The following is a 26,530-nucleotide window of genomic DNA, read 5'->3' as shown; positions in this document are numbered from 1 at the left end:
ATATTGAAAAATGCCAGCATTCATAATATACTTCTATAGGAATCAAATGAAGATCAGCGATATAGAAAAGAAGGAGAGATCAAGATATGCTTGATGCTCAGCAAATTCAAGACATTATTCCACACCGTTATCCATTCTTATTGGTCGACCGTATTTTAGAGGTCGAGGGAGAAAAAAGAGCGGTTGGAATTAAAAATGTCACAGTGAATGAAGAATTTTTTAATGGCCATTTCCCTGGTTACCCAGTCATGCCGGGTGTGCTTATAGTAGAAGCACTCGCACAGGTTTTTGGTGTGATTATGTTAGGCAAGGAAGAAAACAAAGGAAAAATCGGTTTGTTTGCAGGGATTGACGGATGCCGCTTCAAAAGACAGGTCAAGCCTGGAGACCAGCTTCGTTTAGAGGTTGAAGTGACGCGCCTCCGCGGGCCGGTTGCAAAAGGAAAAGCAGTAGCGACGGTAGATGGCGAGGTTGCATGTGAAGCAGAACTGACATTTTCAATTGGTCCTAAAGTATCATGATTTTTCTGGCGGTTCATCAAGCATGAATCGCTTTTTTATTTAGAAACGTTCAGTTAGAACGGATAAGGACTTGCAATTTTGACAAAAAAACGTCATATTAGACAAAAAAAGATGAAGGTGATAAAGGATGCTGAAAGAATTTAGAGAGTTTGCCGTCAAGGGCAATGTCATTGACTTGGCAGTAGGTGTCATCATTGGGGGAGCATTTGGCAAAATTGTCACTTCTCTTGTGAATGATTTAATCATGCCGCTTGTCGGTATTATTATTGGAGGGCATGATTTTAGCGGTTTATCCATTAAAATCGGAGCCGCTCAAATTTTATATGGGAACTTTATTCAAACAGTGGTTGATTTCTTAATTATCTCGTTTTCCATTTTTATCTTTATTCGTTATTTGAATAAGTTAAAACGGAAAAAGGTTGAGGAAGAAGAGGTTGTGGAAACGCCGGATCAAACGGAAGTTTTGCTAACTGAAATTAGAGATCTATTGAAAAATCAAAGCCAGTCTAAAGATGTGCAATAGAAAAAGAGCGGCTGATCCCGCTCTTTTTTATGTGTTTTGTTTAAAAGCATCCAGTAGTTTTTCTCCTGACAGCCCCTCTTTGACGAGGTCTTTTAATACTTCTTCAGTTTCTGTTCTGTAACGATTTGTAATCATTTTACCATCGAGTAACACAGAAATGTTTTCTTCTAAGGCAACGATGTTTTTGACTTGGACAGATAGATGAACAGGGCGGTTGTTTTCTTTAGTGATCGTTACAAGAATCTTCACTTCTGTGTGCTGCTGAAAGAGTACCTCAAACACCTGTCTATGTTTCTTTGGAATGAGTGCCTCGATCATCCAGTGATTTTCACCGTCTTCTTTATTAATGATTAAACCGTCACGAAGGGGAATGCTGGACATTTTATCTTGCTGTGGATCAAGTTCAATTTTTAAATCAATCAGCCTAAAGGTTTTCATATTTATCACCTCACAAGCGTTCATTATTCGTAAGTATTATTATAGCATACAACATCTGTATAAATGAAACCGCTGCCTGCTTAGAACTAGCTGCACATGAGTGAAAGGAGATGTTTTATGGAGTCCTATCAATTGAGAAACATTCATATTGGCGACGACAAGGCAAAGAGTGATATACGTGTTTATTCGTGGGGAGATATTCTTTCATTTTGTGATGTGTATATGGAAGAAGGAGAGTCACTCACGTTTCAATATGTCACCGAGGATCAAATGGACTGTTTTGAGTTTCAGTTGTCGGTTCATGATGGCCGGCTTTGTTTTTATTGGTTTGCGTGGGATGGATCTGATTATATTCACATGCCTTCTAGTAATTGGATTCATTCAGATATTTTTTATCAATTTATGAAAAATAAGTATTTTATCAAACAAAACAAGATGATGTTTTATACGCAAGCGGTAAAAAACAGAAATTAATGAGGATATAGAGAATTTGAAGGCCTATTTTGCTATTTTCCTGTTTTGTCACATACGGCCTTTCTCCGTAGACTAGGGGTAGCTGAAAGGAAAGGAGGCAAGTCCCGAATCAAAAGGTAATGTCTATCATCTGACAGCCCCCCTCTAGCTAAAGCTGATAGATGCTGCCTTGTTCATATGAACACTGCGTAATATAGAACCAATGCTTCTTTGTATAGGTCATGTGTCCCCTTGTGAATCCCCTTTGTGTGTATCCGGTCATATTTGCGTGGCCGGATACCCTTTTATTCACTGTTTAACCGATCAGCTCTTGCAAATAGTGGATACTCATTTCATAATGATGATGGATTTTGTTAACGGTATGTCGGTTGAAAATAAAGACAAAAAGGAGAGAACGATGACAAACATTCAATTAATCGCAACGGATTTAGATGGAACTTTATTGAACAGTGAACACAAAGTGAGTAAGGAAAACGAGCAGGCATTAAAGGAAGCAGCTGCGAATGGAATTGAGGTTGTCGTGTCAACAGGGAGAGCGTATTTTGATGTGAGGTCTATTTTTGACCAGCTTGGTATGAATACATGGGTGATTAGTGCCAATGGAGCTGTGATTCATGATCCAACTGGACAAGTGTACCATTCAGCTGCTTTACAAGAAGAAAAGGCTAAACACATATTGTCATGGCTTGAAGAACGTGATTATTATTATGAAGTCTTTACAAACGAAGCCATTTTCACACCAAATCGTAACAGAGAGCTTCTTGCGATTGAAATGGACCGTTTAAAAAGTGCAAATCCAGAAACGGATCAAAATGTCTTAAAACAAGCGGCAGAAGTTCAATACAGCCAGTCGGGTTTTTCTTATATTGATACATATAAAGAATTGTTTCGTGAGGATCGAAAGCTTTCATTTTACAATATCTTAGGTTTTTCTTTCTTTCAGGACAGATTGAAAGCTGGATGGGAGATGTTTGGTGATGATTCAGATGTAACATTGGTCAGTTCGGCTGATCATAACTTTGAAATTGGTTCAAAGGACGCGTCTAAAGGGCAGGCATTAACAAGGCTGGCAGAAAGACTAGGTATTCCTTTAAGTAGGGCAGCGGCTGTAGGGGACAGCTTAAATGATGAATCGATGCTTCGAGCTGCTGGTGTTGGGGTTGCAATGGGGAATGCGAGACAGGATATAAAAGAAATCGCTGATCACGTGACGTTATCAAATGATGAACATGGTGTCGCGCATATGATCCGTCACCTTTTGAAATAGATGAATCAGATGTCGTGGTATAAATCACATAGGATGAAGCGCATTCTACAAAAGAGGAATTCAGAACCACTTCTATTTACACATGATGTGGAACATCATATAATTTAATTATGAATATAACCCGCTTGTAAGGAAAATAAGGAGAGTAAACGAATGGCGCTGGAATCTTATAAGTCCGAAAATCTGCATTTAATCAAGGAAGCCTTGGACTATACTCAGGTTGGCCTGACGGTGACGGACCCGTCTTTACCTGATAATCCTTTAATATATGTGAACAAGGGCTTTTTAGATATGACAGGCTATCAAGAAACCGAAGTATTGGGGAGGAATTGTCGTTTCCTTCAGGGAGATGAAACTGAGCAAATCGCTCTCAAACAAATTAGAACAGCCATTGAGAACAAAGAGGCTGTCACGGTTCAGCTGAAAAATTATAAAAAATCTGGACAAATGTTTTGGAACGAGTTAAGTGTCGCTCCTCTTTGGATTGACGAAAAGGAAGGAAAACGTCTTTATTTCGTTGGTCTGCAAAAGGATGTCACGAAAGAGAAGGAACAGCAGGAGCTTCTTGAGCAATCAATTGATGAAGTGCTGAATATTTCGGTCCCAATCGTTCCTGTGAAAGATGGTATCTCTGTGTTACCGATCATTGGTACGTTAACAGCGCCTAGATTTGATAAGATCATTTCAACGGTCTCCACCTATATCTCTCAATCCAAGGATGATTATTTTATTGTCGATCTGTCCGGATTATTAGCAGTGGATTCATTTGTGGCAGATGCGATCTTTAAGCTGAATGATTTGATTTTAATGACGGGTACTGAACTCATTGTGACAGGAATTAAACCGAATCTTGCAATGAAGATGGGAGAAATGAGAGAGGACTTCCGTGAATTAAATACGTATATGAATGTGAAATCTGCATTGAAAAAACTGAACATTTAGCGTACGTTATATGAAATGAAAAAGAGGACTTTTCTCAAGATTAATGAAAAGTCCTCTTTTTGCTGTGATTAAGATGATTGAGCGGCGGCACTTAAGGTAAATAAGTCTTCTAGTTCGTTTGTCGATAGCTCTGTAATCCAGCTCTCGCTTTGGATAATTTGATCATTTAATGTTTGTTTTGTTTCGAGCATTTGATCGATTTTTTCCTCGATTGTGCCCGTTGTGATCATCTTATGGACGTGAACAAAACGTTTTTGTCCAATCCGATAAGCTCGGTCTGTCGCTTGGTTTTCCACAGCAGGATTCCACCATCTATCGTAGTGAATGACATGGTTTGCGGCGGTTAGGTTGAGTCCTGTTCCTCCTGCCTTTAAAGAGAGAATTAAGATATTGAATTCTTTCTTCTGAAAGCGGTCCACCATTTTGTCCCGCTCCTGTTTTGAGAGACTGCCATTTAAAAATTGGACTGGTTCTCCAAACATCTTTTCTGCCAGCTGCTTGATCATGTTGCCCATTTCAATATACTGCGTAAAGATGAGGCAGCTTTCTCCTTGCTCATGTATCGCTTTTAACAGCTCTGCGAGTTTATCCATTTTTAACGAACGTTTCAGCAGTTTCACATCTGTTCCACGCTCTTTTAAATAGAGCGCAGGGTGATCACAAATCTGTTTGAGTCTGCCAAGCATACTTAAAATAATGGCTTTTCGCTGCATCCCTGTTAATGATGCCATATGTTCAAAGGTATCTTTCACGAGCTGTTCATATAAAGACGCCTGCTCAGCGGAGAGCGGAATGAATTCTTTTTCTTCGAGTTTCTCAGGCAGGTTCAGGGCAACCTCTTCATCTTGTTTTGTTCGTCTTAATAAAAATGGTTTGATCAGCTGCTGGAGCTGTTCAATCCTTTTTTCTTCACGGTCTTTTTCAATCGGAAGGACGAACTTTTTATGGAAGCTGGTCAGGCTGCCGAGATATCCTTTGTTGACGAAGTCGAATATGGACCAAAGCTCTGTCAAACGGTTTTCCATTGGTGTCCCGCTGAGGGCAATGTGATGCTGTCCTTTGAGCTGCCTAATCGCTCTCGATTGTTTCGTATGGGCGTTCTTGATGTTTTGGGCTTCGTCTAAGCAAATGGTATTCCACTTTGCTGCCGTTAACTCATCACGATCAGAATGTGAGAGTCCATAGGACGTCAGAACAATATCTGTTGACTCGTATGCTTTTGTGAAGTCCTCTCCCTGTGGACGCGATGGCCCATAATGGAGGGCAACCTTCAAATGTGGTGCGAATGTTTCAAGCTCTCGCTGCCAGTTTCCTAAAACAGAGGTCGGCGCAATGATGAGAGATGGAGCGGCATTTTGCTCCTGCTCCTTCAAATACGTGAAATACGCGATCATTTGAATCGTTTTTCCAAGTCCCATATCATCTGCTAAACAAGCTCCAAATCCATGAGATCTTAAAAATAAAAGCCAATTCACGCCATGCTGCTGATACGGACGCAGTGTGCCTTTGAAGGACTCACTCATTTCGTATGAAGGCAGCTCGTGCGTATCATTTAATTGGTGGACAAGCCCTCTTAATTGCGATGAAAGTTCAAATTGAATATGGGCAAATGCTGAACTGTCTAGAAGCTCTGGAATCGATTCAGAGGAAGCTTCTTGATCTGCCAGTTCGCGTGACAAAATATCAGACATGTGAAGTCCTTCATTTTCGGCACGCTCCATCCACTTTTTCATTTGCTGAATGAAGGTCGGGTCTATTTTGATCCATTGTCCTCGAATGTTGACAAGGCGTCGTTTGCTTTGGACAAGCTCGTTGAACTCATCTTCTGTCAGTTCAATCCCGTTTGTAGCGAAGCGCCAATTAAAGTCCATTAATGCGTCCATTCCGACATGCGATTCGCCTCGCGGTGTAGAAGAAATCCTTGCTTTTAACATCATCGTGCTGTCTTTGACAATTTGCCACCATGATGGGAGCAGAATCTCAATGCCCATATTGACAAGTGTTTCACTTGCTTCAGATAGGAAGAGCCACGCTTCTTCTTCTGACATGAGTGTGGTGCCAGATGTGAAAGAAAGCCAAGGGACGATTTGACTGAATCGTTCCAGCTCTCTTGAAATTTTATCTTGATATGGATGCCAAGACCTTTTCAATGAACGAATGCCTTCAAAAAAGTGAAGGTCACTGTTTTTCTTGTCCCGCAAAAACAATTCGATTTTCCAATCATCTCCGTCAAAATCCGGCTCGTTTAAGCGCAAGCCGACAGTGAACGGCGTCTCGTCATCAATCCAGCCAATCGTCTCCAGGAAATCCTGCTCATCTAGAAAATGTCCTTGGAAGGATGAGAGCGCAGGCGATTGTGCGGTCATGCGGTTCCATTTGTGCTGCAAGGCATCATCATATTGAATGTAATCCTGTACAGCAAAGGAGAACCAATCAGCCGTATAGCCATCTAATAGGCCTTCTTTATCTTTAAACCGAAGTTCGCCTTTTGTCCAAGCCTCATAATCGGGAACGAAATCTTCGTCCTCAATGAATTCGTAAATGGTGGAGGCAGTCTTCATCAGTGGTTCCGTTTCATCCGTTAATGTCACATGACTAAACGTATTAAATGAATTTTTTCCCAGCAATTCAACGGTCATCCAAGGGCTTAACAGGAAGGCAGGTGTGCCGATAAAGCTGACATCTTCTAAGAATGTTCCGTAGAAAGAAGATTCGTGCCATTGGAAAAGCTGCCTCTTCATTTCATTAAGCGGAACAGGGTGTCCGTCCTCTGCTTGCGCTGAAATGGTGAAAGAGAAATCTTCAGTTTGTTCTGCATGAATGACAATTTGTTTATGGCGTGTCATCAATCAATTTTCCTTTCTTCATTTCCTCTTGGAACGCACGCAGCCGTTTTGTTGAATCTTGCAGCTGCTTTACATACCTTTCCCAGATCACGGTTTTTTTCGTTTTATGATAAAGCGTACGCAGTTTCTTCAGCATTTTCACAGACTCTCGATAAGCACTTCGATTCTTTTGATCGAGAAGCAGTGAGATTTCACGGTGGTACGATGGAATGAGGGCTTCCGGCTCCTCTTTTGCAATCTGTTTGATCAAATCCTTCTCCAGTTCACTAATGGAGAAACCAACAAGGCTGTGAATCTCAATCCATTCCGCATAACGCTGCTGTGCATACAAAAGCTGACTGTATTCTGTAAACGCATAGGGCATACAGATTTGTAGGTAGCGTTCATATAAATGATGATCCTTCGTTTGCTTAAAGTATGCATCTAAATAAAAGAAGAAATCACTGACGGCTCCCCGCAGTTCTCTGTAGGAAAGGTCGAGCTGGCAATATTCCTCTAATATATAGGTGATTTCATGATACCAGAGCTTGAGCCGCTTCCAGTCCTTTCGGTTTGTGAGATCCTTCAGCCAATTGAGCACATTTGGCAGCATATCCGCATTAAGCAGCTGTAATTGCTGAAAGAGGCTTTCGTCTTCTTTCAGTAAATAATCCATGTGCATCAGCCCGATGGTACGTTCAACCGTTTGTTCTTTCTTCTGGGCGTTCTTTAGTAATTCTGTTTCTTTTTTGACCCATTTCCCTCTATTTAATATGGTGCCCCAAATCTCCATAAAGACCGCTACTCGTTCATGCTGGAAAGGTCCATTGATTTGAAGAAGTGTGCGAACGGCAGTTGGTGTGTTTTCAAGAAACGGATCGAGGGAAAAGGAAAGGGCGTATGTCTTCAAATGATCCACTGAATCGAAAATGGTGTTCATGAGCTGTTCTACATAGGGATTCATGGAATAAAAGTCTTTTTCGGCATCAAGCCGGCCGAGGTCGACGAGTTCATGAAGCCTCAGCCATACATCGATCGACGTATGAATTGCATACAAGCTCTTGAATTCAGGTGAAGCAGGTGCGTGTTTTTTTAGGATCGATAAATAGCCGTAATATAAATGCTGCGGTGTTTGCTGGTGCTTCGGTGTCCGTTTCAGCCAGAGGTTAAATTCCTCTTGGAAAAAAGTCAGCCAGCTTTGGAGTGATTGTTCGTCTGGGCGCTTCACTTGGAAGTGCTGGCGAATCAGTTCTTTGCTGCGCTGTAATTCATCTTTTTCTGACCAATGTTCTGTAAACCCGGTCACACTCTCTACTTGAGCGTATAGCGAAAAGAAGACAGCAAGAATGTGTTTACAAAGTCCATCTGCTGGACATGAGCAGCTGCTTCTCACAGGAAACAGCACATGAAGGTGGACTCTTGCTGCCACGACATCATGTACATAAGCTGACCATTCGGTATCAGACTCTTGCTTGAGCCGATATACGCTGTCCTGTCTATAAGTAATCAATGCTTTTTTGATGAGTTGTTTGTTCTCATCTGTTGCAGGAAGAAGTTCTTTGATCTGTTCGGCAGTTTGTTTGATTTCTTCTTCGTTGATGTTGTGCTGAAGCATTTGATCCGCTCCTAACCAAGTAAAAGATTCCAATTCTTTTATTATAGCTCAATGGGGATTCATAAAAAAGTTTTTCATGAAAATGGTCATAAATTTCAAAAGCTGTCGAATGATGTAATAGAGTATTGCATAAACCAACCTTACAGCATATAATAATGAAATTAGTGGAATCGAAAGGATACAGACATGGATAATAAGGGTTTAAATCAAGAAGAATTTTTAAAGATTTTGATGTACGCTCATGATATTGGTGAAAATTCAAATGATGTCACAACAAAAGAAATGCTTGAAAATCTGATTGCTCATATTCGAAATGGTCTTGTTTCATAAAAGTGACCCCCTGCTAGTGATGGCAGGGGGTTTTTGTATGCTTTTAAGAATGGAATGAACGCCCCCGGCATACGATGTCATTACAAGCATAAGGAGTATGGGGAGCTGATGGTGTCATGAATATTGCGATTGCAGGCTGTGGGTATGTGGGGCTTGTGACAGGTGTGTGTTTAGCGGAGGCAGGTCATGATGTCGCGTGTATTGATATTGACCGCCGAAAGGTCATGCAGCTGAAACAAGGAAATCCCCCAATGTATGAGCCAGGGTTAAAAGAGCTATTGAAACGCAATCTTGAGCAGGGACGAATTCATTTTCACATAAATGGAGCGGAAGTCTACTCGCGGGCAGATGTGTTAATGATTGCAGTCGGCACCCCGCAGCAGGCAGATGGCCAAGCTGATTTACAGTATGTGTTTCAGGCTGCAAAAGAGATGGGGATAAAAGCAAAGTCAGGGGCGATCCTTGTGGTGAAAAGTACGGTGCCTGTTGGAACTGGTGATCAAATCGATCAGTTGATCCATCAAGAATTAGGACGGAAGGAGCCGCTAGCGATTGCATCTAACCCAGAATTTTTACGGGAAGGCTCTGCCATTTCAGATACATTGAGGGCGGACCGGCTTGTGATTGGAGCTGAAACAAAAGTCGTATTAGATCAGCTGGAGGAGATGTATGCTGATTTCCACCTTCCAATGGTCAAAACAGACCGTAAAAGTGCTGAAATGATCAAGTATGCATCAAATGCATTTCTTGCGACAAAAATCAGCTTTATGAATGAGATTGCCTCCATTTGTGAAAAAACAGGTGCTGATGTTGAATGGGTGTCGCAGGGAATGGGGCTTGATCAGCGGATCGGTTCGTCCTTTCTCAGAGCGGGCATTGGCTACGGTGGTTCTTGTTTTCCAAAGGATACAAATGCCCTTGTCCAAATTGCAGGGCATGTGTCCCATGATTTTGAGCTGCTAAAGGCTGTCATCAAAGTAAATAATGAGCAGCGGGCAGGTTTTATCCGAAATATTCAGGATCGGCTGGGGGCAGCTCTTGAAGGGAAGCGAATTGCGCTTCTTGGTCTGTCCTTTAAACCGAATACAGACGATATGAGGGAGGCACCATCTATTCCGATCGCTCATGAGCTCCATCAATTAGGTGCGGAGCTTGTGGCATATGATCCTGTTGCTGCCAGGCATGCAGCTCGCGAGCTGCCGGATCAAGTCTTATTTGCTCAAACGATTGAAGAAGCGATCAAGGATGCTGATGCGGTCTGTCTATTAACAGAGTGGGCGGATATACAGTCGTTTCCACTTGCTTCCTATAAGAAATGGATGAAGCGGCCGCTTATTTTCGATGGACGAAACTGTCATACACTTGAAGCGGCAGAACAAGCTGGGGTCGAGTATCATTCGATTGGGCGCAGATCAGTTTCTCCAATTTATACGTGAAAGAAAACCGATAACAGTGAATGTTATCGGTTTTTATGAATGCGGCAGAATGAATCCGCCATATAAGAAAGCAGCCACAATCAGAAAGGCAGGGTGCAGCTTGAATTTGGTCATGAAGAAAAAGGAGATCGCGGCAATGGCGAGCGATTGCGTCCAGCCGATGGCTTTCACTGCATCTCCGCCGATTTCCCATGTTAATAAAAGCATCATCATCGCAATGACAGGCTGAACGGATAAGGTCATGCCTTTAACGACGGGAGATTGACGAAAGCGGTCAATCAGCTTGAGCAATAAAATCAGCCCAACAGCAGACGGCAGGACAGTGGCAAGCAGTGCCACGATAAAGCCTGGCCAGCCCATGACGTCATAACCGACATATGCTGCAATCTTCGTAGCGATTGGCCCCGGCAGTGCATTGGCTAAAGCCAGCATATTGGAGAATCCTTCGTTCGTCATCCAATGAAAATGATTGACGATTTCTTCATAATTGAGCGGGATTGATGCAGGCCCACCGCCATATCCTAATAGATTGGATAAAAAGAATGCCCAGAATAAAAAGAGAATCAGGATCATGAAGACACTCCTTTCTCTTTATTTGGCCGATTCCAATGATTTTTCAGTTTAAAATGAAAAGCGCCATAAAATAAAAAGATCATCACAATGATTCCTGGATGAATGGACAGTACTTGCAGTCCAATAAAGGCAAGAAGGAATAGAGCGATCCCGAAGATCATGCCGAATCCTTTCAGCGTTTTTTGTCCAAATTCATATGCCATGAGGCCTAACAGAACCGCTATGACAGGGGTCACAGCGCCAATCATATTTTGAATGATTTGTGAGGAGCTTAAGACGCTGACAAGTGTGACAAGGGCTACCATGGCGAGACAAGTAGGTAAAATATGAGTAGCTGTGGCAACAATTGCGCCAGATACACCCTTTAATCGATAGCCGAGGTATGCTGACATTTTTGTTGCGATCGGGCCTGGTAAGGCATTGGCGATGGCGAGTGTTTCTCCGAATTCGTCATCGTTGATCCATTGATATTTCACCACCGCTTCATGGCGAATAAGCGGTATGACGGAAGGGCCTCCGCCAAAACCGAGAATCCCGGTTCGCACCATAGCGATAATGAGTTCGATATATGATTGCAAGTGGTTCAACTCCTGTCTACAATTTCATGCCCATGCGGCTTTTGTATCGTTTAATGAGCATTTGGCAGTCCACACTGACGACGCCTTCTAAGGGGTATAGCTTTTTTGTCAGGAAAGTCTCCATTTCCTGTTCATGTTGAAAAATGCCATGCATATGCAGCTTGCTTGGTCCTGTCATGTGATAAAGACTTGTGACAGCCGTTTCCTTTTCAAGCTGAAGGGCAACCGCTTCTAAAAATTTTGGCTCTACCTCTACATTAAAGAAGACAGAGACATGAATGCCAACCTTCGCGGGGTTAATTACAGCGGTGAATCGTTCAATGACCCCTGCTTCAATGAGCTGCTGAATGCGGGCTTGTACGGCTACACGTGACAGACCGACCTGTTTGCCGAGATCTGTATAAGACATGCGCCCGTCCTCGTGTAATAGGGATAGAATTTGTTTATCTCTTTCGTCTAATGTTAGGTTTGGAATGCTATAGTCTTTTGACACCGTATAACCACCTTTCTTCTGTTGATATTCTATCATATTTTATTACGAATAGACTGGATAATTTCTATTTTGCTATCGAAACGAAAACATCACGTGCAAGAAATCATCTTTGTGCATAAAAAAACACCCCGGAATCAACGGGGTGTCTTCATTTATTGATCTGGGCTGCTTTCTGCACTGGCAATTTGCTGTGCAAGATCAGCTCGATCAATGTCTGCTTGGAAGAATTCCTGCGTATTTGGCAGGTGTAAATTCATATGGCGTTTTTGAGAAATGCGGATGGTGACTTGATCAACGGTGTAATCAAATACGTGTCCGCCAACACTTCGATCTTCATCAATAAAATGAAGATGATATCCACTCACCGCAATGCCGTGTGCATACTGCGGTGTACGGAAGCCTGCGATCGTACCTTGAATATCCTCAAAGTCGAAAATAGGCTGAGACTTGACTGCTTCTACCATCGGAACGTAAGGTTTTTCCTGTTTTTCAACCGTACGTGTTTGAACCTTTTTGAATGATCCATCAATGCGGACCGCATAAAAGATATTCTTACTTGGTAAAATGCGGTCGATTTCTTCTTCAAGTTCTTTGGACGTCATAGGTGCATCAATTCGATGAACGATATCTGTTTCAAAGAATGCTAGAGAGCAGAATGGTGAATAATCTTGATTGGTGACCGGTGTCGCTGTTCCATCCGAGCGCAGCCGGTAGAATGCGCCGTCAAAGCCGATCAGCTCTCCATCTAATTGATTGAATGTACCGATGCCAAAATCACCGTGTTCAGGAATATGTGCGAGGGAGAAATCTCCATCATATACGGCTTCCAGCAGGGAGGTCATTGTCGATACTTGATAGACCTCTTGCTGTTTGTCATGCTGTCTTGTGTCATTCTGTTGATTCATTGGGTGCATCATACCCATAACCGCTCACTCCTTTAATGTAATGTATCGAAGTCTTATCTGACGTTCATTGCATGTTTTTTGCGAAAGACTTCTGGCCATTTTTGACTGGCGAGGTCAGGGTTGTCTTGATAGTCAATCGGAATATCAATAATCACGGGTCCTTCTATGTTTATACCCTTTTGAAGGACGGTTGAAAGCTCCTCAGGTGAGTTGACCCTTAGTCCAGTTGCTCCAAAGCTTTCCGCATATTTCACTAAATCGATCTGCCCGAATTCAACGCAGGATGTGCGGTCATATTTCATTTCCTGCTGGAACGCGACCATGTCGTATGTGCTGTCGTTCCAAACAAGGTGAACGAGGTTTGTTTTCTTCCGGACTGCTGTTTCTAGCTCCATTGCGGAGAAGAGAAAACCGCCATCACCTGAGACCGAGATAATCTTTTCATCTGGATTCATGATAGAAGCCGCAATTGCCCATGGTAATGCGACGCCTAATGTTTGCATGCCGTTACTCACCAGGAATGAGTTCGGTTCATAGACGCGGAAGTGACGGGACATCCAAATCGCGTGAGATCCGATATCACACGTGACCTTCGTGTCATCAGGAATCAGACGTCTCAATGTATGAATGACATCCAGTGGGTGAGATCGATGACTTTCTCTTTCTGGTGTCTTTTCGATGTCGCTTAATAGCTCCTGTAATTCAGTGACTAATTCTATGTTCTCTTTGCTTAAAGAAAGGGGAACACTGTCATGCGCTAGATGTTTGACGGTTTCAGAAATATTGCCTATAAGCTCAAGCGCTGGCTCATAAAAATGGTCAATATCTGCCTGCATATCATCAACATGGATGATCTGACGCTGCTGCGGCTGAAGATTCCAATGCTTCGGATCATATTCAATTGGATCAAAGCCAATGGTCAAAAGGACATCTGCATGTTCAATGAGAAGATCACCCGGCTGATTACGGAATAAGCCGATTCTGCCTACATATTGAGACTCGAGCTCTCTTGAGAGAACGCCGGCTCCTTGGTACGTTTCAACAAATGGGATACCAAGTGTTTTTAATAATGCTCTTGTGGCATTTGCAGCAGCTGGACGACTAGCTTTCATTCCCACAATCGCAATAGGTAAGTGTGCATTTTGAATTTTGGCGATAGCCGAACTGATGAGAGCATCTGGTGCAGGACCTAATTCTGGAGAAGGGTGAGCAGACACTGGTGTTTGTGTGGTGTGTTCTGTCACGACATCTTGTGGAAAGCTGATAAATGCTGCTCCAGCCTGCCCTTTTTGTGCCGCGCGAAAAGCATTTGTTAATGCTTCTGGTATATTGTTTACGTCTTGTACTTCAACGCTATATTTTGTGACTGGTTTGAATAATGCCGCATTGTCGAGTGATTGATGTGTTCGTTTCAGACGATCTGCACGAATGACGTTTCCAGCGATTGCGACAACAGGATCACCTTCTGTATTGGCTGTTAATAGACCTGTTGCTAAATTAGATGCACCAGGACCTGATGTGACGAGACAAACACCTGGTTTGCCAGTTAAACGTCCGACAGCAGCTGCCATAAAGGCTGCATTTTGTTCGTGTCTGCATAGGACAAGCTCTGGACCTCTGTCTTTTAATACATCAAATACAGCGTCAATTTTTGCACCTGGAATCGCAAAAACATGGGTCACACCTTGAGCAATCAGCGTATCAACAATCAACTCTGCTCCTCGTCTTGTTAGGGGTTGTGCTTGAGATTTCATTTACCCCGCACTCCTTTCGGCAAGTAAAATTTTTTATGAAAATATATTTTCATGATATGATTTACTATACATTTCATAAAATAAATTTTCCAATATATGTTTAACGTAGTTTTGATATGTTTCACGAATAAGTGTGTGAGGAGTGAAAGGATGGAACTGAGACATTTGCAGTATTTTGTCACAGTAGCGGAGGAGCTGCATTTTGGCAGAGCAGCCGCGCGGTTGAATATGACACAGCCTCCACTTAGTCAGCAAATTAAGCAGTTTGAGGAAGAATTGGGTTTTCCTTTATTTCACCGGTCGAAGCGGGTGGTGGAGCTAACAGCAGCTGGAAAGGTCTTTTTACAGGAGGTTCGGGGAGTGCTGCAGCAGCTTGATAAAGCCGTTGATCATGCACGTCATACAGCAAGAGGAGAGCTGGGGAAAATCATCATAGGCTTTGTTGGAACTGCGACATATGATATTCTGCCGCCCGTTGTACGTGAATTCAGGGAGCTGTATCCCTCTGTCAGTATTGAGCTGCAGCAGCTTTCCGTTCCGCAGCAGCTAGAGGCACTTTTAAATGGTGAGATTGATATCGGTTTTTTACACCCTACATCGCCGCATGAAGAATTAGTCAGTCGTTTGATGAAGCAAAGTGAATGTATTTTTGCGATTCCAAAAAATCATCGATTGGCTAAAAAAGAGACGGTCGCGATTGAAGATATCCGTCATGAACCGATTATTTCTTTATCACAGGAATCATGGCCGTCTCTTTATCAGCACTTTGTCCTGCTATGTGAAAAGTACGGATTTTCTCCAAATATCGTGCAGGAAGCGGCGGAATATCAAATGATCATTGGCCTTGTCACAGCAGGGATCGGTATTGCAGTGATTCCACAATCAGCCCGGCGTTTATTTAATCTGGATGTTGTATATCGCTCCATTGAGGATGAACAGCTTCTAGCGGAATGGACGATTTCCTATAGGCGTGAAAATCATAATCCTGCTTTATTTCATCTGGTCCACCATATCCTGCATCGCACCGAGCTGGAATAAGAGGTAGAGAGAAAGGGTTATGGTATGATGTCGTTACATTAAAAGGAGGCGTACCTGAATTGATTACATTGCTACTGGATCAGCTGTCACGAAAAGAGGCATATAAATTATTATCTGGATCTATCGTTCCAAGACCGATTGCATTTATTACAAGTCTATCTAAAGAAAATGTCGTCAATGCCGCACCATTTAGTTTCTTTAATGTCATCAGCGGACACCCGCCGCTCATTGCGGTTTCTATCGGACGACGTGATGGTCAGATGAAAGATACTGCGCAGCATATCATCGATAAGAAAGAGTTTGTGGTTCATGTGAGTGATGAAGACATGATAGAAGATATTAATGAAACAGCTGCTACTCTGCCTAGGGAAGAGAGTGAGCTGGATCGTACCGGACTTCATCAAGTAGAGAGTCATGTCATTTCGGTGCCGGGGATCAAGGAAGCACGCATTCGTTTTGAATGTCAGCTGGAAAAACATCTGACCTTTCAAAATGATGAAGGGGAGATCACAGTTGATCATATCATTGGCCGGGTTGTATGTGCACATTTAGATGAGGCTGTTTATGATGCAGAAAAAGGCTATGTTTCTACTAATGAACTGAAACCAGTCGCTCGCCTAGCAGGTAATGATTATGCCCATTTAGGCACGTCATTTGTGCTGAAAAGACCACAGTAATAGAAAAATACCCCCGAGGGATATCGGGGGTTTTCTGTTTATTTCTTCTGTTCTAGTTTGAGTGGAGCTGCGATGTTCTTTTGTACTTTTTTCCCTTTTAATACGTCGTTTGCAGCACCGACTGCCAGTTGACCGATCAGCTCTGGCTGCTGCGCAACCGTTGCAGAGAGCTTTCCTGCTTTGATCGAGCTGAGTGCATCTTCGTTGCCGTCAAAGCCAACGACAAGAATGTCTTTCCCAGAGCTTTGAATCGCTTCTAGTGCGCCGAGAGCCATTTCATCATTGTGGGCAAAAACGGCTTTGATGTCAGGGTTTCCTTGAAGAAGGTTTTCCATGACATTCAGTCCTTTTGTCCGGTCGAAGTCAGCAGCTTGTTTTGCTGTCACTTTTAGATCTTTATCCGCTATTTGATGGAACCCTTTTCCACGCTCACGTGTAGCGGAAGCGCCTGGTACGCCTTCTAATTCAGCGACTTTTGCTCCTTTGCCAACTTTGTCGATGATAAAGTTAGCTGCCATTTCACCGCCTTTGACGTTATCTGAGGCGACAAGTGCTTCTACCTTTCCACTTTCGGCTGAGCGGTCTAATGTGATGACAGGTATATCTGAAGCGTTTGCTGATTCGACAGCGGTTGATATGGCAGATGAATCCGCTGGGTTGATGAGCAATGCGTCGACACCTTGCTGAATTAAATCTTCTACATCACTTGTTTGTTTAGCTGAATCATTTTGTGCATCTGCAATCACGACTTCAATGCCAAGCTTTTTTGCTTCTTTTGTCACACCGTTTTTCAGAGAAACGAAGAATGGGTTATTTAATGTCGAGATCGACAGACCGATTTTGATGTCTTTTTTCTTGCCATCCTTAGATGACTTGGCCCACTCCGGCGGTTCAAGCGAGCAGGCAGAAAGCAGAAACAAAGAGAGAGTCAGGATGAGAATAAGATATTTTTTCATAGCAGCTGCCTCCTTAAGCAGATTTCTTTCTGTCTAGCAGGACTGCAATCAAGATGACAATCCCTTTCACAACAGATTGATAGAATGATGAAACACCAAGTAAGTTCATACCATTGTTCAGGACACCGATAATGAGCACCCCGATGAGTGTGCCGACAATTCGTCCTCTTCCGCCGGACAGGCTTGTCCCGCCAAGTACGACGGCAGCAATGGCATCAAGCTCATAGGACGTACCAGCTGTTGGCTGCGCTGAATTTAGGCGAGACGTTAAGATCGCACCTGCTAAGGCAGACATGAAGCCTGCTAATGAATAGATCATAATTTTCACGCGCGGTACTTTGATTCCTGAGATGAGAGCCGCTTTTTCATTCCCGCCGATGGCATATGTTCTTCTGCCGAAAGGTGTTTTATGAAGCAGTACCCAAAGTACGATAAAGGTGAGAAGCATCGTGATCGCTGGAACAGGAATGCCTAAGAAATATCCGCGGCCGAATAACTGAAAGGCATAGTTAGAGCCAAGCCCAGTAATTGGGTTTCCGTCTGTATAAACGAGTGTCAAACCTCTGAAAATCGTCATCGTGGCAAGCGTTGCGATAAAAGGAGCCATTTTTCCTTTTGTAATTAAAAGACCGTTGATCATCCCAAGAACGGCACCGATGATACAGCCGACGATAATGGCTAAAATCGGGTCCATGCCAGAAACGATAAAGCCGGCAGTCAGGGCACTGGACAGTGCAAGAATGGCACCGACAGATAAATCAATGCCTCCAGTTAAAATAACAAACGTCATCCCAAAGGCAATGAGGGCATTAATGGAGATTTGTCTCAGTAAGTTTAAGATGTTTAATGGCTCTAAAAAGGCCGGGTTTAAAATAGAAACAATGGCGACAAGGATGATGAGTCCTAAGAATGGCCCAAGCTTTTGCATGATGTGATCAAATCGTCCATTTGAAGTAAGTGGTTTCATGTTACTTCCCTCCTGTAGCTAGTGTCATAATTCGTTCCTGCGTTGCTTCTGTTTTTTCTAATTCTCCGCTGATGGTTCCTTCATGAATGACGAGCACTCGATCGCTCATCCCGAGTATCTCTGGGAGTTCAGAGGAGACCATTAAAATGGCAACGCCTCGATCGGTCAATTCATTCATTAACTGATAGATTTCTCGTTTCGCTCCGACGTCGACACCTCGTGTCGGTTCATCTAAAATCAAGACCTTCGGCTGTATGCCGATCCATTTGGCAATGACGACTTTTTGCTGATTTCCACCAGACAGGCTTCGGGCAGAGATGTCAGAGGAAGCCGTTTTAATCGTCAGTCTTTTAATGAGCAGGTCGACAAAATCCTGTTCAGTTTTCTTATCAATCAATCCCTTTGGAGAGAAGCTTTTTAAGTTTGGCAGACCGATGTTTTCTCGGATGGATGCATCAAGCATGAGCCCTTCATCCTTGCGATCCTCTGTGATAAAGCCGATGCCGAGCTTGACGGCATCACTTGGTTTTTTAATAACAGTCCTTTTTCCATGAACCCAGATTTCTCCTTGGTCAAGAGGATCAAGGCCAAACAGTGACCGCATCATTTCGGTTCGGCCAGCACCCATTAAGCCTGCAACACCGACGATTTCTCCAGCCTTAACTGAGAAGCTGATATCTTGAAATCGTCCTTTTCTCGACGCTTGTTTCACCTCAAGGACAATGTCTCCTGTAGAAGGCGTTCGCTCGGGATATCGATCTGTCAATTCACGGCCGACCATTTTCTTGACGACTTCATGGAAATTCGTTTCAGGTATGGCTTTCGTATCGACCGTTTTCCCATCACGCATGATCGTAATCCGGTCACAGATTGCAAAGATTTCCTCCATACGGTGAGAAATATAGACAATGGAAACGCCTTCTTTTTTGAGAGATTCAATGACCTGGAAGAGCTTCTCGATTTCCCGTTCCGTAAGAGCTGCTGTCGGCTCATCCATGATGATGACCTTTGCATCGGTCATTAATGCTTTTGCAATCTCAATCATCTGTTTTTGTCCAACAGAACAGCTGCCAGCCTCTTGTTCAAGTGAGAGATTCACAGATAAACGGTCCAGCTGCGTTTGGGCGAGGGTCTTCATTTTCTTAGTATCTAGCAGTCCGAGTTTCGTATAGATTTCTTTCCCGATGAATAGATTCTCCAAGACGGTCATATCCGGCCATATGTTGAGCTCCTGATGAATGAAGGCGATGCCGTGCTGTTCCGCTTCCTTCGGATTTTTGAAAGCGGTTTCTTTTCCGTCGATTTGTATCGTTCCTTGATCTAAAGAATAAAGACCTGTAAGCAGATTCATTAAAGTTGATTTTCCCGCACCATTTTCACCCATGAGTGCGTGGACTTCACCTGTGACGAGGTCAAAGGAGACCCCGGAGAGAACGGTGTTTTTTCCAAAAGCCTTATGGATGTTATGCATCTCTATGTTCATATCTGGCTCCTCCTTTTAAAAGATGACACCGGCATGAAGAATGCAGTTTGCGTATGGGGTGGCTTCACCCGTTCGAATGACTGCTTTTGCCTGTTTGGTCATGTCTTTGAACGTCTCGTGGTCTACTTCATGTAACGGTTTTGAGAGCGCTTTCTTAAGAAATAAATGATCTCGTTCATTGGCTTCTTTGATTTCACTAGCTACAGTGATGTTTTCAACGGCCATTTCCTGAAGAAGGAGGGAGGTGACCTCCTGAAATGATGGTATGCCGATTGATAACGCCAAGTCGATTTTGACTGGACCTTCTGGGATAGGGAGACCACAGTCTGCGATGACGATTGTATCTGTGTGGCCAAGATCAGCAAGCACCTTGGCGATATGGCTGTTTAGGATGCCATTTTTTTTCATTTCTTTTTCTCCAATTCTTCTCTTGTTGGCATACCGCCTTGTGCGCCAAACTTTGTGACGGACATTGATGCGGCAAGATTGGCAAAGGCAAGTGCGTCATAGAGGGATTTGCCTTCTGTTAGAGCGACAGCCAAGGCTCCGTTAAAGGTATCGCCAGCTCCTGTTGTATCGACTGCTTCGACAGGAACGCCTGGAACCAACACGTCTTTCGTTCCATCAAAATATCGAACCCCATTTTTTCCTTCTGTGATCAATAATTTGTTAGGGTATTGACGCAAGGCATCACTGGTTGGCAGACCATCAAACATTAGAACAGCTTCATGTTCATTCGGTGTAATGTAAGCAGCCTGCTCTAAAACCTGCTGCGATACTTTGCGGGCTGGTGCAGGGTTTAAAATGACAGGGATTTCTTTTTCACTGCAAATGGCGCAGACCGCTTCGACCGTTTCTTCAGGTATTTCCTGCTGGATGAGAACCATCCCGATATTATCAATTGTAGAAAAGGCCTCTCTTACATAGTCAGGAGTGACCTCATTATTTGCCCCTTTGACCACAACAATGCTGTTATCACCTTCTGCTAAAATGATATGAGCTGTGCCGCTCTCCATTTCAGTAACCGGTTTCATATATGAGGTGCGGACACCTTGTGTTTCTAAATTGCTGAGAATATCCTGACCATAAGCGTCATCACCAACTCGGCCGACCATGTATACATCTGCACCGAGTCTGGCGCTTGCGACTGCCTGATTGGCACCTTTTCCGCCGGGGACGGTTTTAAACGATTCACCTAAAACCGTTTCACCGGCATTTGGCCGTTTATCTGATGTGACGACTAAATCCATTGAACAGCTTCCTACTACAACAATATGACTCATTGTGAATCCACCTTTCTTGTGGTCTCTCGTTCAATAAAAGAGACGGGCATTTGAATAACTGGTTGATCTATCGGCTGTTTCTGAATCGCTTTGATTAACAGCTGTGCCGCTTCTTTTCCCATCTCATAGGCGGGCTGCCTAATGGTCGATAAGGAAGGGAAGAGCAGCTCACTTTGCGGGATATCATCAAATCCAATGATTTGAACGTCTCCTGGAATGGCTTTTCCGATCCGAAGCGCTTCATGGATGACCGCTGTTGCGACGATGTCATTGCTGGCAATGATTCCATCTGTTTCAGGGTACAGCTGGAAAAGGGCCTTGGCGCTTTTTCGGGCTTCTTGAAAGGAAAATGAAGCATTAGACATCACATGAAAGTCGACGCCTGTTTCCGTGAGAACATCGAGTGCGCCTTTGAATCGCTGCCGCGCTGTTTGCAGATGGGCAGGTCCTTTTAACAGTGTGATCTGCCGGCTGCCGCGTCTGATTAATTCCATTGCCGCCATTTTCCCGCCAGCTGCAGCATCTGCAAAAACAGAAGGTGCATGTGGGACCGTTCGATCTAAAAACACAACAGGTAGATCATCATCATTGTATATATCTGATTCAGGTTCATTTGTGACCGCGATGACACCGACTACTTGATTTTGTTTAAAGGTTTGTAAGTAAGCCATTTCCTTCGCTCGATCTTCATCACTGTTCCCGAATAATAACCGAAAACCGTGCGCATGAATCTCATCCTCAACGCCTCTAGCAAGCTGAGGAAAGAAGGGATTTGTGATATCAGGCAAGATTAAGCCGATTAAGCGTGATTCTCTTTTAAAAAGGGATCTAGCCACTTCATTGGGAAAGTAGTTCAACTCCTGCATCGCTTGTGTCACGCGGATTTTCGTATCTGAATGAACATATCCAGTATCATTGAGCACGCGTGAAACAGTGGCAACAGACACTTGTGCAGCTTTTGCAACATCTTTAATTGTAGCCAATGGAGAGCCTCCCTTCATGAATGTGTAACCGTTTACACACATAGATTATCACGAAAGCATCGAAATGACAATCTAAAAAAATAAAAAAAGAAAAGAAAGATGGCTTCTTCCTTTTCTTAACTAATGATACCTGTTTGTGTAATGTTCACTTTCACTTTTGGAATGATTTTCACCTTCGGATAATCGGTGACCCAGTTCATTTTCATATATTCATCATAGTGTCTGACCCGATATTTTCTGCCAAGGCTGAGGACGTCAGAATTCGCCTCTTGCAGGGCTGCAATGACTTTTTCGGCATCTTTTGTAAAAATAGCTGACAGCCTTTTATTTAACATTTCGATTTTCTTGTCTGTATCTAAATTGTCTTTCGGATATTCAACAACAGAGGTGGTGAATTCATAGTCAAGAGAGAAGGTTACGTTTCGATGATCAGGATTGACGATTTTTATGTCTCTCTTTGCATCCGTTACTTGAATGGTGATGTAATTGTTCTCCTTTGATTTCATATCACTTCTTACTTTTTTCGTGAAGTTTGCATAACTGCCCATTTTTCCATCCATAATGGTGAGCAGAATGGCATCCTGTGCATACAGTTCACCTTTCTTTTTCTCATTATCAAATAAGGCAACCCCTCTCACACTCGTTAACTTTTTTGACTTATCGTAGTAGAGTAACGGCAGTGTGAAATCCTCGCCGGTTTGCAGCATTTTGGACCGGATATTTTGAATGTTCTTAGGTGCAACTTGTGAGGAGCGTGATGCGGAAGTGATCAGGTTGTTTAAATAGTCGCTCACAATGAGTTTTTCCTTGAGCAGAGAATTGATTAAGTCCACACAGCTCCCCCCTTGCACCACTGCCAAGTTTGCGAGCAAAGGGCTTTTGGGATCGCGATAAAACATATCTAAGTAAGGAAGCAGCCGGTTTTGGGCAAATTCATCACCGATCAGCAGCACCCTCATTTTCGACATATCAATTTTTTGGTCTACACTCCGGCTAAAGTTGCTTCTTGCTTTTCTTAAAGTAGGCGCATCGGTTGTGAGAACAGTGGTTAAATAGCTGCCAGAATTCCCTTGCTGCATACTTTGAGACTGCTGCACCTTTCGATAGGTAATCGAATATCTCGCATTGTCATCCTCTCCTTGATCAACAGCTGAAGTTAATACGAGAGAGATGTCTTTTAATAGGTTTTGATCCCAGCAGCCAGGCATGAAAATGAGGGAAACACACATAAGCAGTGTCAACATGTACCTATGATTCATGTGATTTCACCTTCTTTTTGCGGTGTTTGATCAAGATGATAATGGCCATCATGATCGGAAGTGTGTAAATAAATGAATATTGTGCAACGGTGGTAAAGTCATTGAAGCGCTGAATTCTAAAGTTATCAGTTGAAAGAAAACAGCTTGCAGCGTAAATCAAAATGGCAAAATAGTAGACATATTTTTTGTGATTTTTTTTCTTCAGCATACTGGACACACCATTTGCACAAAAGTACAGATAATTACTCAGTGTGGCTAAAATGACAAAGACCCAAAAGCTCAGAAAAATTAAATCCGTGCGTTCAATGACACCGAATGTAATGGTTTTTAATAGATACAAAACAGGATTCGGGATCACATCAAGCTCAGCCGGGCTGAAAAACATAAAACAAATCAATGTAATAAATAGGTAGTAAAGTGTCGTGCATATATTTGAAATGGTCATCACTTTATATCGTTCCTTAATGGTGCCCTTCATCAGTGGAGAGATGATCAAAATCATCTCAAATCCATTCATTGACAGCACTACGTCCTTCAATCCAAGCTGAAATTGAGAGATACCCGTTTGGAAAACAGGCAGGAGGTAATCAATATTGGTTCCTTTCAATGCATAGAACATCAATAGAGAGAGCATGAGCAAAAAGGGAGTTAAGATAAAGTTAAACCTGACAATGGCTGTAATTTGCTCCTTTGCGATATAGATAATGCATATCATCAGTAATAGGTTAATCACCCAGTTTGGTGTGAGCGGGAGCACCCATATGCCAAGAATCCTTGTGAATATAGAAAGGACAACGATGCAAACCGAGGCAAAGTATACCGTATAGAGCACGACCAAGGCGTGTCCAATCCATTTTCCAAAGACCTCAATCAGTGCTTGGAAGAATGACGTTTCTGGATACTTGTAGATAATATAAAGAAAAATGGTATTGATGATTTGGATGAAAAAACAAGCTAAAATAATCGCTATCCAGCCATCGTGCCCCATGTCTTTCATCAGCAAATGGGGGAGCGCTAAAATACCAACACCAATTTGAGACTGGATGATAAAAAAAACAGCTTGAGGTGGAGATATTTTATTTTTCATTTTTCTTTGTCCACCCTCTCAGTTGTTCAATTTGTTTTTTCTTTTGCGGATTTAAATAAACAGGTCGATTTTTGTACATCCACATTGGGAGTCGAATCACAGTATCTTTTAAGTCCTGCCAGTTAAATGGAGCAACAGGTGATAAATATGGCACCCCTAGTGATTCTAATCGGCATAAATTCATGAGAATAATGGCCAGTCCAAATGAAATGCCAATAAATCCAAACATCGATGCCATAAACATGAGCGGGAAACGAAGCATCCTGATGGTGGACGTCATTTCAAACGACGGAAGTACAAATGAAGCCACAGCCGTCACAGCGACTACAATGACTAGGACATTCGAGATAAGTCCTGCTTGTACAACCGCATCCCCAATAACCAAACCACCTACGATCCCAATGGTTTGCCCGATTGGTTTAGGCAGACGCACCCCAGCTTCACGTATAAGTTCAATCGTGATCTCCATCAGCATGGCCTCTATCAATGGAGGAAAGGGAATTCCGATAATAGAGTTCTTCATCGTAATGGCTAGTTCATCTGGGACAACCTCATAATGAAACGCAATAACAGCAATATAAAAAGATGGCAATATGACTGCAATGATGCAGGCAAGATAACGAAGAATACGAATAAACGTAGCAGGAATCCAGCGGCTGTTATAATCATCTGGCGACTGAAAAAAACTAAAGAACGTGATAGGCAGAATGATGGCCATTGGACTGCCATCCATGAGTACGACGATCCTGCCTTCAAGGATCGCAGATCTCACCTTATCCGGACGTTCTGTATCAATCAGCTGCGGGAAAATAGAAAATGAATCATCCTCAATTGCCTCAACGATAGAGCCAGGACTTATCAGTGTGTCTACTTTAATAGAAGAAATCCGTCTGTTGACCTCTTCAACCTTTTCTTGATTGGCAATATCAGATATATAAACCGTCGCAAGCTTTGTTTCTGATTTTGTACCGACCTTATGATATTGAATGGCGAGCTTCCGATCATTTAAATGCGAACGCAGTAAGTAGATATTGGTATCAAGACTTTCAACAAATCCATCATGTGCGCCTGCGATAATACTTTCAGAAGAAGGTTCAGAAATAGAACGCAGCGGAGGCTGTCCGACAGCAAATAGCTTGATTTGCGAGGAGTTTTCATCAAGAAAGGCAATACTTCCCGCAATAATACTGTCTGTGATCAGTGTCAAGTCGCCTGTTTCAAGTGTGCTAAGAGATTTTATATAATTCTGCTTTCCAGGAGAGCCTAACAAGTTACCGATAATGAAATCATTTAGTTTTCCTTCATCTATTCTTGTTTTAATAAAAAACAGTGCAGATTTCGTTTCATTAACCATCAACTCTCGGTACTCAAAGTCGCCGCTTTGCTGAAATGTTTTTTTTAGGATACGGATTTTTTCCTCGAAGCTGCCTGATAAAAAATGCAGGCGTGTCTGCTCATTGGTGTTTGGCATCTTTAGCCTCCTCTCACAGATTTTTTACCCATAGTGTAAGCGGAGAAGCGAATTTTATTCGTCTCCTTTGGGGAAAGCCTGACATAAGCTGACAACTTTCAACTAAATTCACATTAAAAATGTTAAGAAATGATGAATCTTGATAAAAACAAATGAATAATGTTTCATTGTTTAGGTCATAAGATGCGAATCTCGTAAAGAGAAGGTACACCAAAATGATCAAATATTTACATCTTATCCCAATTTTTCGTGACCTAAAAATAAGCAGATGACTTGATTTTTTTAGAGGTGACCTTTGTCATAGGTCAACACACAGCGATCTGACCAATGAGAATGACTTTCTAACCTGTTCATTCAAAAATATAAAACATTCCAAAACACGCACTATTCATTTAAAGCGCTGATATGACTGTTGTTATAGAGAAGAGCGGGCTTTAAAACATTGATTCAAAATACATCTTAATAATTGTCAAAAAATTTAGGGAGAAAAGGACAAAAGATTTTCGGATCATTGATGGTAACGCTTTCTCATGAATTCAGCGGAAATTCAGACTGATTTTTGTCCGCCTTTTGGCCTTTTCATTTAAAGGATGGGTAGGCAAAAAAGCCTTCTGATTAGAGGAATTTGGCATACGAGGAAGTGAAAGATTAT

26 protein-coding genes are annotated in these 26,530 nt (G+C 42.7%); 9 read left to right on the top strand and 17 right to left on the bottom strand.

Annotation, left to right across the window (positions count from 1 at the left end; genetic code table 11):
* Positions 1-86: 86 nt before the first annotated feature.
* Both fabZ and mscL read left to right on the top strand, forming a co-directional pair.
* Entirely contained in the window at positions 87-521 is a 435-nt protein-coding gene (gene fabZ, locus MHB69_RS17255; RefSeq protein WP_012011512.1) for a 3-hydroxyacyl-ACP dehydratase FabZ, read from the top strand.
* 127 nt (positions 522-648) lie between these two features.
* Positions 649-1,044 (top strand): large conductance mechanosensitive channel protein MscL, encoded by a 396-nt coding sequence (gene mscL, locus MHB69_RS17250; protein WP_024423693.1) that lies wholly within the window; start codon positions 649-651, stop codon positions 1,042-1,044.
* Between the two features lie 27 nt (positions 1,045-1,071).
* On the opposite strand, the gene MHB69_RS17245 is transcribed toward mscL, so the two are convergent.
* Entirely contained in the window at positions 1,072-1,482 is a 411-nt protein-coding gene (locus MHB69_RS17245) for a YwpF-like family protein (RefSeq protein ID WP_024423692.1), read from the bottom strand.
* 117 nt (positions 1,483-1,599) lie between these two features.
* On the opposite strand from MHB69_RS17245, the gene MHB69_RS17240 reads away from it, so the two are divergent.
* The 3 genes from MHB69_RS17240 to MHB69_RS17230 all read left to right on the top strand — a co-directional run bounded on the left by MHB69_RS17240 (position 1,600) and on the right by MHB69_RS17230 (position 4,165).
* Entirely contained in the window at positions 1,600-1,956 is a 357-nt protein-coding gene (locus MHB69_RS17240) for a hypothetical protein (protein WP_034281192.1), read from the top strand.
* A gap of 406 nt (positions 1,957-2,362) precedes the next feature.
* Positions 2,363-3,223 (top strand): Cof-type HAD-IIB family hydrolase, encoded by an 861-nt coding sequence (locus MHB69_RS17235; RefSeq protein ID WP_342496245.1) that lies wholly within the window; start codon positions 2,363-2,365, stop codon positions 3,221-3,223.
* Between the two features lie 153 nt (positions 3,224-3,376).
* On the top strand, positions 3,377-4,165 hold the full coding sequence (locus MHB69_RS17230; protein ID WP_034281190.1) for an STAS domain-containing protein: 789 nt from the start codon (positions 3,377-3,379) through the stop codon (positions 4,163-4,165).
* A 68-nt stretch (positions 4,166-4,233) separates the two neighbouring features.
* Here the strand turns inward: MHB69_RS17230 and MHB69_RS17225 are convergent, their stop codons facing one another.
* Positions 4,234-7,011, bottom strand: a complete 2,778-nt coding sequence (locus tag MHB69_RS17225; RefSeq protein ID WP_111926848.1) for a DEAD/DEAH box helicase — start codon at positions 7,009-7,011, stop codon at positions 4,234-4,236.
* Positions 6,998-8,605: an SWIM zinc finger family protein gene (locus MHB69_RS17220; RefSeq protein ID WP_041115535.1), complete on the bottom strand. Its 1,608-nt coding sequence runs from the start codon at positions 8,603-8,605 to the stop codon at positions 6,998-7,000. The genes MHB69_RS17225 and MHB69_RS17220 overlap by 14 nt, the downstream gene beginning before the upstream one ends.
* A 186-nt stretch (positions 8,606-8,791) precedes the next feature.
* Between MHB69_RS17220 and MHB69_RS17215 the strand changes: the two genes are divergently transcribed.
* A complete protein-coding gene (locus tag MHB69_RS17215) occupies positions 8,792-8,935 on the top strand; it encodes a hypothetical protein (RefSeq protein ID WP_003214884.1) in 144 nt (47 codons plus the stop codon).
* Between the two features lie 116 nt (positions 8,936-9,051).
* Positions 9,052-10,371, top strand: coding sequence for a UDP-glucose/GDP-mannose dehydrogenase family protein (locus MHB69_RS17210; RefSeq protein ID WP_342495817.1), 1,320 nt, complete (start codon positions 9,052-9,054; stop codon positions 10,369-10,371).
* Between the two features lie 33 nt (positions 10,372-10,404).
* On the opposite strand, the gene MHB69_RS17205 is transcribed toward MHB69_RS17210, so the two are convergent.
* From MHB69_RS17205 to alsS, 5 genes are all read right to left on the bottom strand, one after another.
* Positions 10,405-10,941: a chromate transporter gene (locus MHB69_RS17205; protein ID WP_046313475.1), complete on the bottom strand. Its 537-nt coding sequence runs from the start codon at positions 10,939-10,941 to the stop codon at positions 10,405-10,407.
* Complete coding sequence (locus MHB69_RS17200) at positions 10,941-11,522, bottom strand: chromate transporter (RefSeq protein ID WP_342495816.1); 582 nt, start codon at positions 11,520-11,522, stop codon at positions 10,941-10,943. The genes MHB69_RS17205 and MHB69_RS17200 overlap by 1 nt, the downstream gene beginning before the upstream one ends.
* 16 nt (positions 11,523-11,538) lie before the next feature.
* Positions 11,539-12,015, bottom strand: coding sequence for an Lrp/AsnC family transcriptional regulator (locus MHB69_RS17195; RefSeq protein WP_024426311.1), 477 nt, complete (start codon positions 12,013-12,015; stop codon positions 11,539-11,541).
* Between the two features lie 152 nt (positions 12,016-12,167).
* Positions 12,168-12,938: an acetolactate decarboxylase gene (gene budA, locus MHB69_RS17190; protein ID WP_024423683.1), complete on the bottom strand. Its 771-nt coding sequence runs from the start codon at positions 12,936-12,938 to the stop codon at positions 12,168-12,170.
* A gap of 35 nt (positions 12,939-12,973) precedes the next feature.
* Positions 12,974-14,674 (bottom strand): acetolactate synthase AlsS, encoded by a 1,701-nt coding sequence (gene alsS, locus MHB69_RS17185; RefSeq protein ID WP_081124939.1) that lies wholly within the window; start codon positions 14,672-14,674, stop codon positions 12,974-12,976.
* Positions 14,675-14,824: 150 nt separating this feature from the next.
* Between alsS and alsR the strand changes: the two genes are divergently transcribed.
* Both alsR and MHB69_RS17175 read left to right on the top strand, forming a co-directional pair.
* On the top strand, positions 14,825-15,712 hold the full coding sequence (alsR, locus tag MHB69_RS17180; RefSeq protein ID WP_211043591.1) for an acetoin biosynthesis transcriptional regulator AlsR: 888 nt from the start codon (positions 14,825-14,827) through the stop codon (positions 15,710-15,712).
* A gap of 59 nt (positions 15,713-15,771) precedes the next feature.
* The gene (locus MHB69_RS17175) at positions 15,772-16,389 is read left to right on the top strand and encodes a flavin reductase family protein (RefSeq protein ID WP_034281182.1); all 618 of its coding nucleotides are present in this window, start codon (positions 15,772-15,774) and stop codon (positions 16,387-16,389) included.
* 38 nt (positions 16,390-16,427) lie between these two features.
* On the opposite strand, the gene rbsB is transcribed toward MHB69_RS17175, so the two are convergent.
* From rbsB to MHB69_RS17130, 9 genes are all read right to left on the bottom strand, one after another.
* Positions 16,428-17,345 carry a ribose ABC transporter substrate-binding protein RbsB gene (rbsB, locus tag MHB69_RS17170; RefSeq protein WP_070326102.1) on the bottom strand — a complete coding sequence of 306 codons (918 nt, stop codon included), beginning with the start codon at positions 17,343-17,345 and terminating at the stop codon, positions 16,428-16,430.
* Between the two features lie 13 nt (positions 17,346-17,358).
* Positions 17,359-18,312, bottom strand: a complete 954-nt coding sequence (gene rbsC, locus MHB69_RS17165; protein WP_024423678.1) for a ribose ABC transporter permease RbsC — start codon at positions 18,310-18,312, stop codon at positions 17,359-17,361.
* 1 nt (position 18,313) lies between these two features.
* Positions 18,314-19,795 (bottom strand): sugar ABC transporter ATP-binding protein, encoded by a 1,482-nt coding sequence (locus MHB69_RS17160; protein WP_342495815.1) that lies wholly within the window; start codon positions 19,793-19,795, stop codon positions 18,314-18,316.
* Between the two features lie 15 nt (positions 19,796-19,810).
* Entirely contained in the window at positions 19,811-20,203 is a 393-nt protein-coding gene (gene rbsD / locus MHB69_RS17155) for a D-ribose pyranase (RefSeq protein ID WP_081124929.1), read from the bottom strand.
* Positions 20,200-21,078, bottom strand: a complete 879-nt coding sequence (gene rbsK, locus MHB69_RS17150; protein ID WP_070326100.1) for a ribokinase — start codon at positions 21,076-21,078, stop codon at positions 20,200-20,202. The genes rbsD and rbsK overlap by 4 nt, the downstream gene beginning before the upstream one ends.
* Complete coding sequence (locus tag MHB69_RS17145) at positions 21,075-22,061, bottom strand: LacI family DNA-binding transcriptional regulator (RefSeq protein WP_065214859.1); 987 nt, start codon at positions 22,059-22,061, stop codon at positions 21,075-21,077. The genes rbsK and MHB69_RS17145 overlap by 4 nt, the downstream gene beginning before the upstream one ends.
* Positions 22,062-22,177: 116 nt before the next feature.
* On the bottom strand, positions 22,178-23,320 hold the full coding sequence (locus MHB69_RS17140; RefSeq protein WP_342495814.1) for a Ger(x)C family spore germination protein: 1,143 nt from the start codon (positions 23,318-23,320) through the stop codon (positions 22,178-22,180).
* Positions 23,310-24,407, bottom strand: a complete 1,098-nt coding sequence (locus MHB69_RS17135; RefSeq protein WP_065214857.1) for a GerAB/ArcD/ProY family transporter — start codon at positions 24,405-24,407, stop codon at positions 23,310-23,312. The genes MHB69_RS17140 and MHB69_RS17135 overlap by 11 nt, the downstream gene beginning before the upstream one ends.
* Positions 24,397-25,878: a spore germination protein gene (locus MHB69_RS17130; protein WP_342495813.1), complete on the bottom strand. Its 1,482-nt coding sequence runs from the start codon at positions 25,876-25,878 to the stop codon at positions 24,397-24,399. Before MHB69_RS17130 ends, MHB69_RS17135 begins: the two co-directional genes overlap by 11 nt.
* Positions 25,879-26,530 lie beyond the last annotated feature (652 nt).

This window comes from Bacillus sp. FSL K6-0994 (genome assembly GCF_038630815.1).
Taxonomy (GTDB): Bacteria; Bacillota; Bacilli; order Bacillales; family Bacillaceae; genus Bacillus; species Bacillus safensis.
Note: the sequence above shows the minus strand (reverse complement) of the source record. Positions and strands in the feature narration are given on the sequence as shown.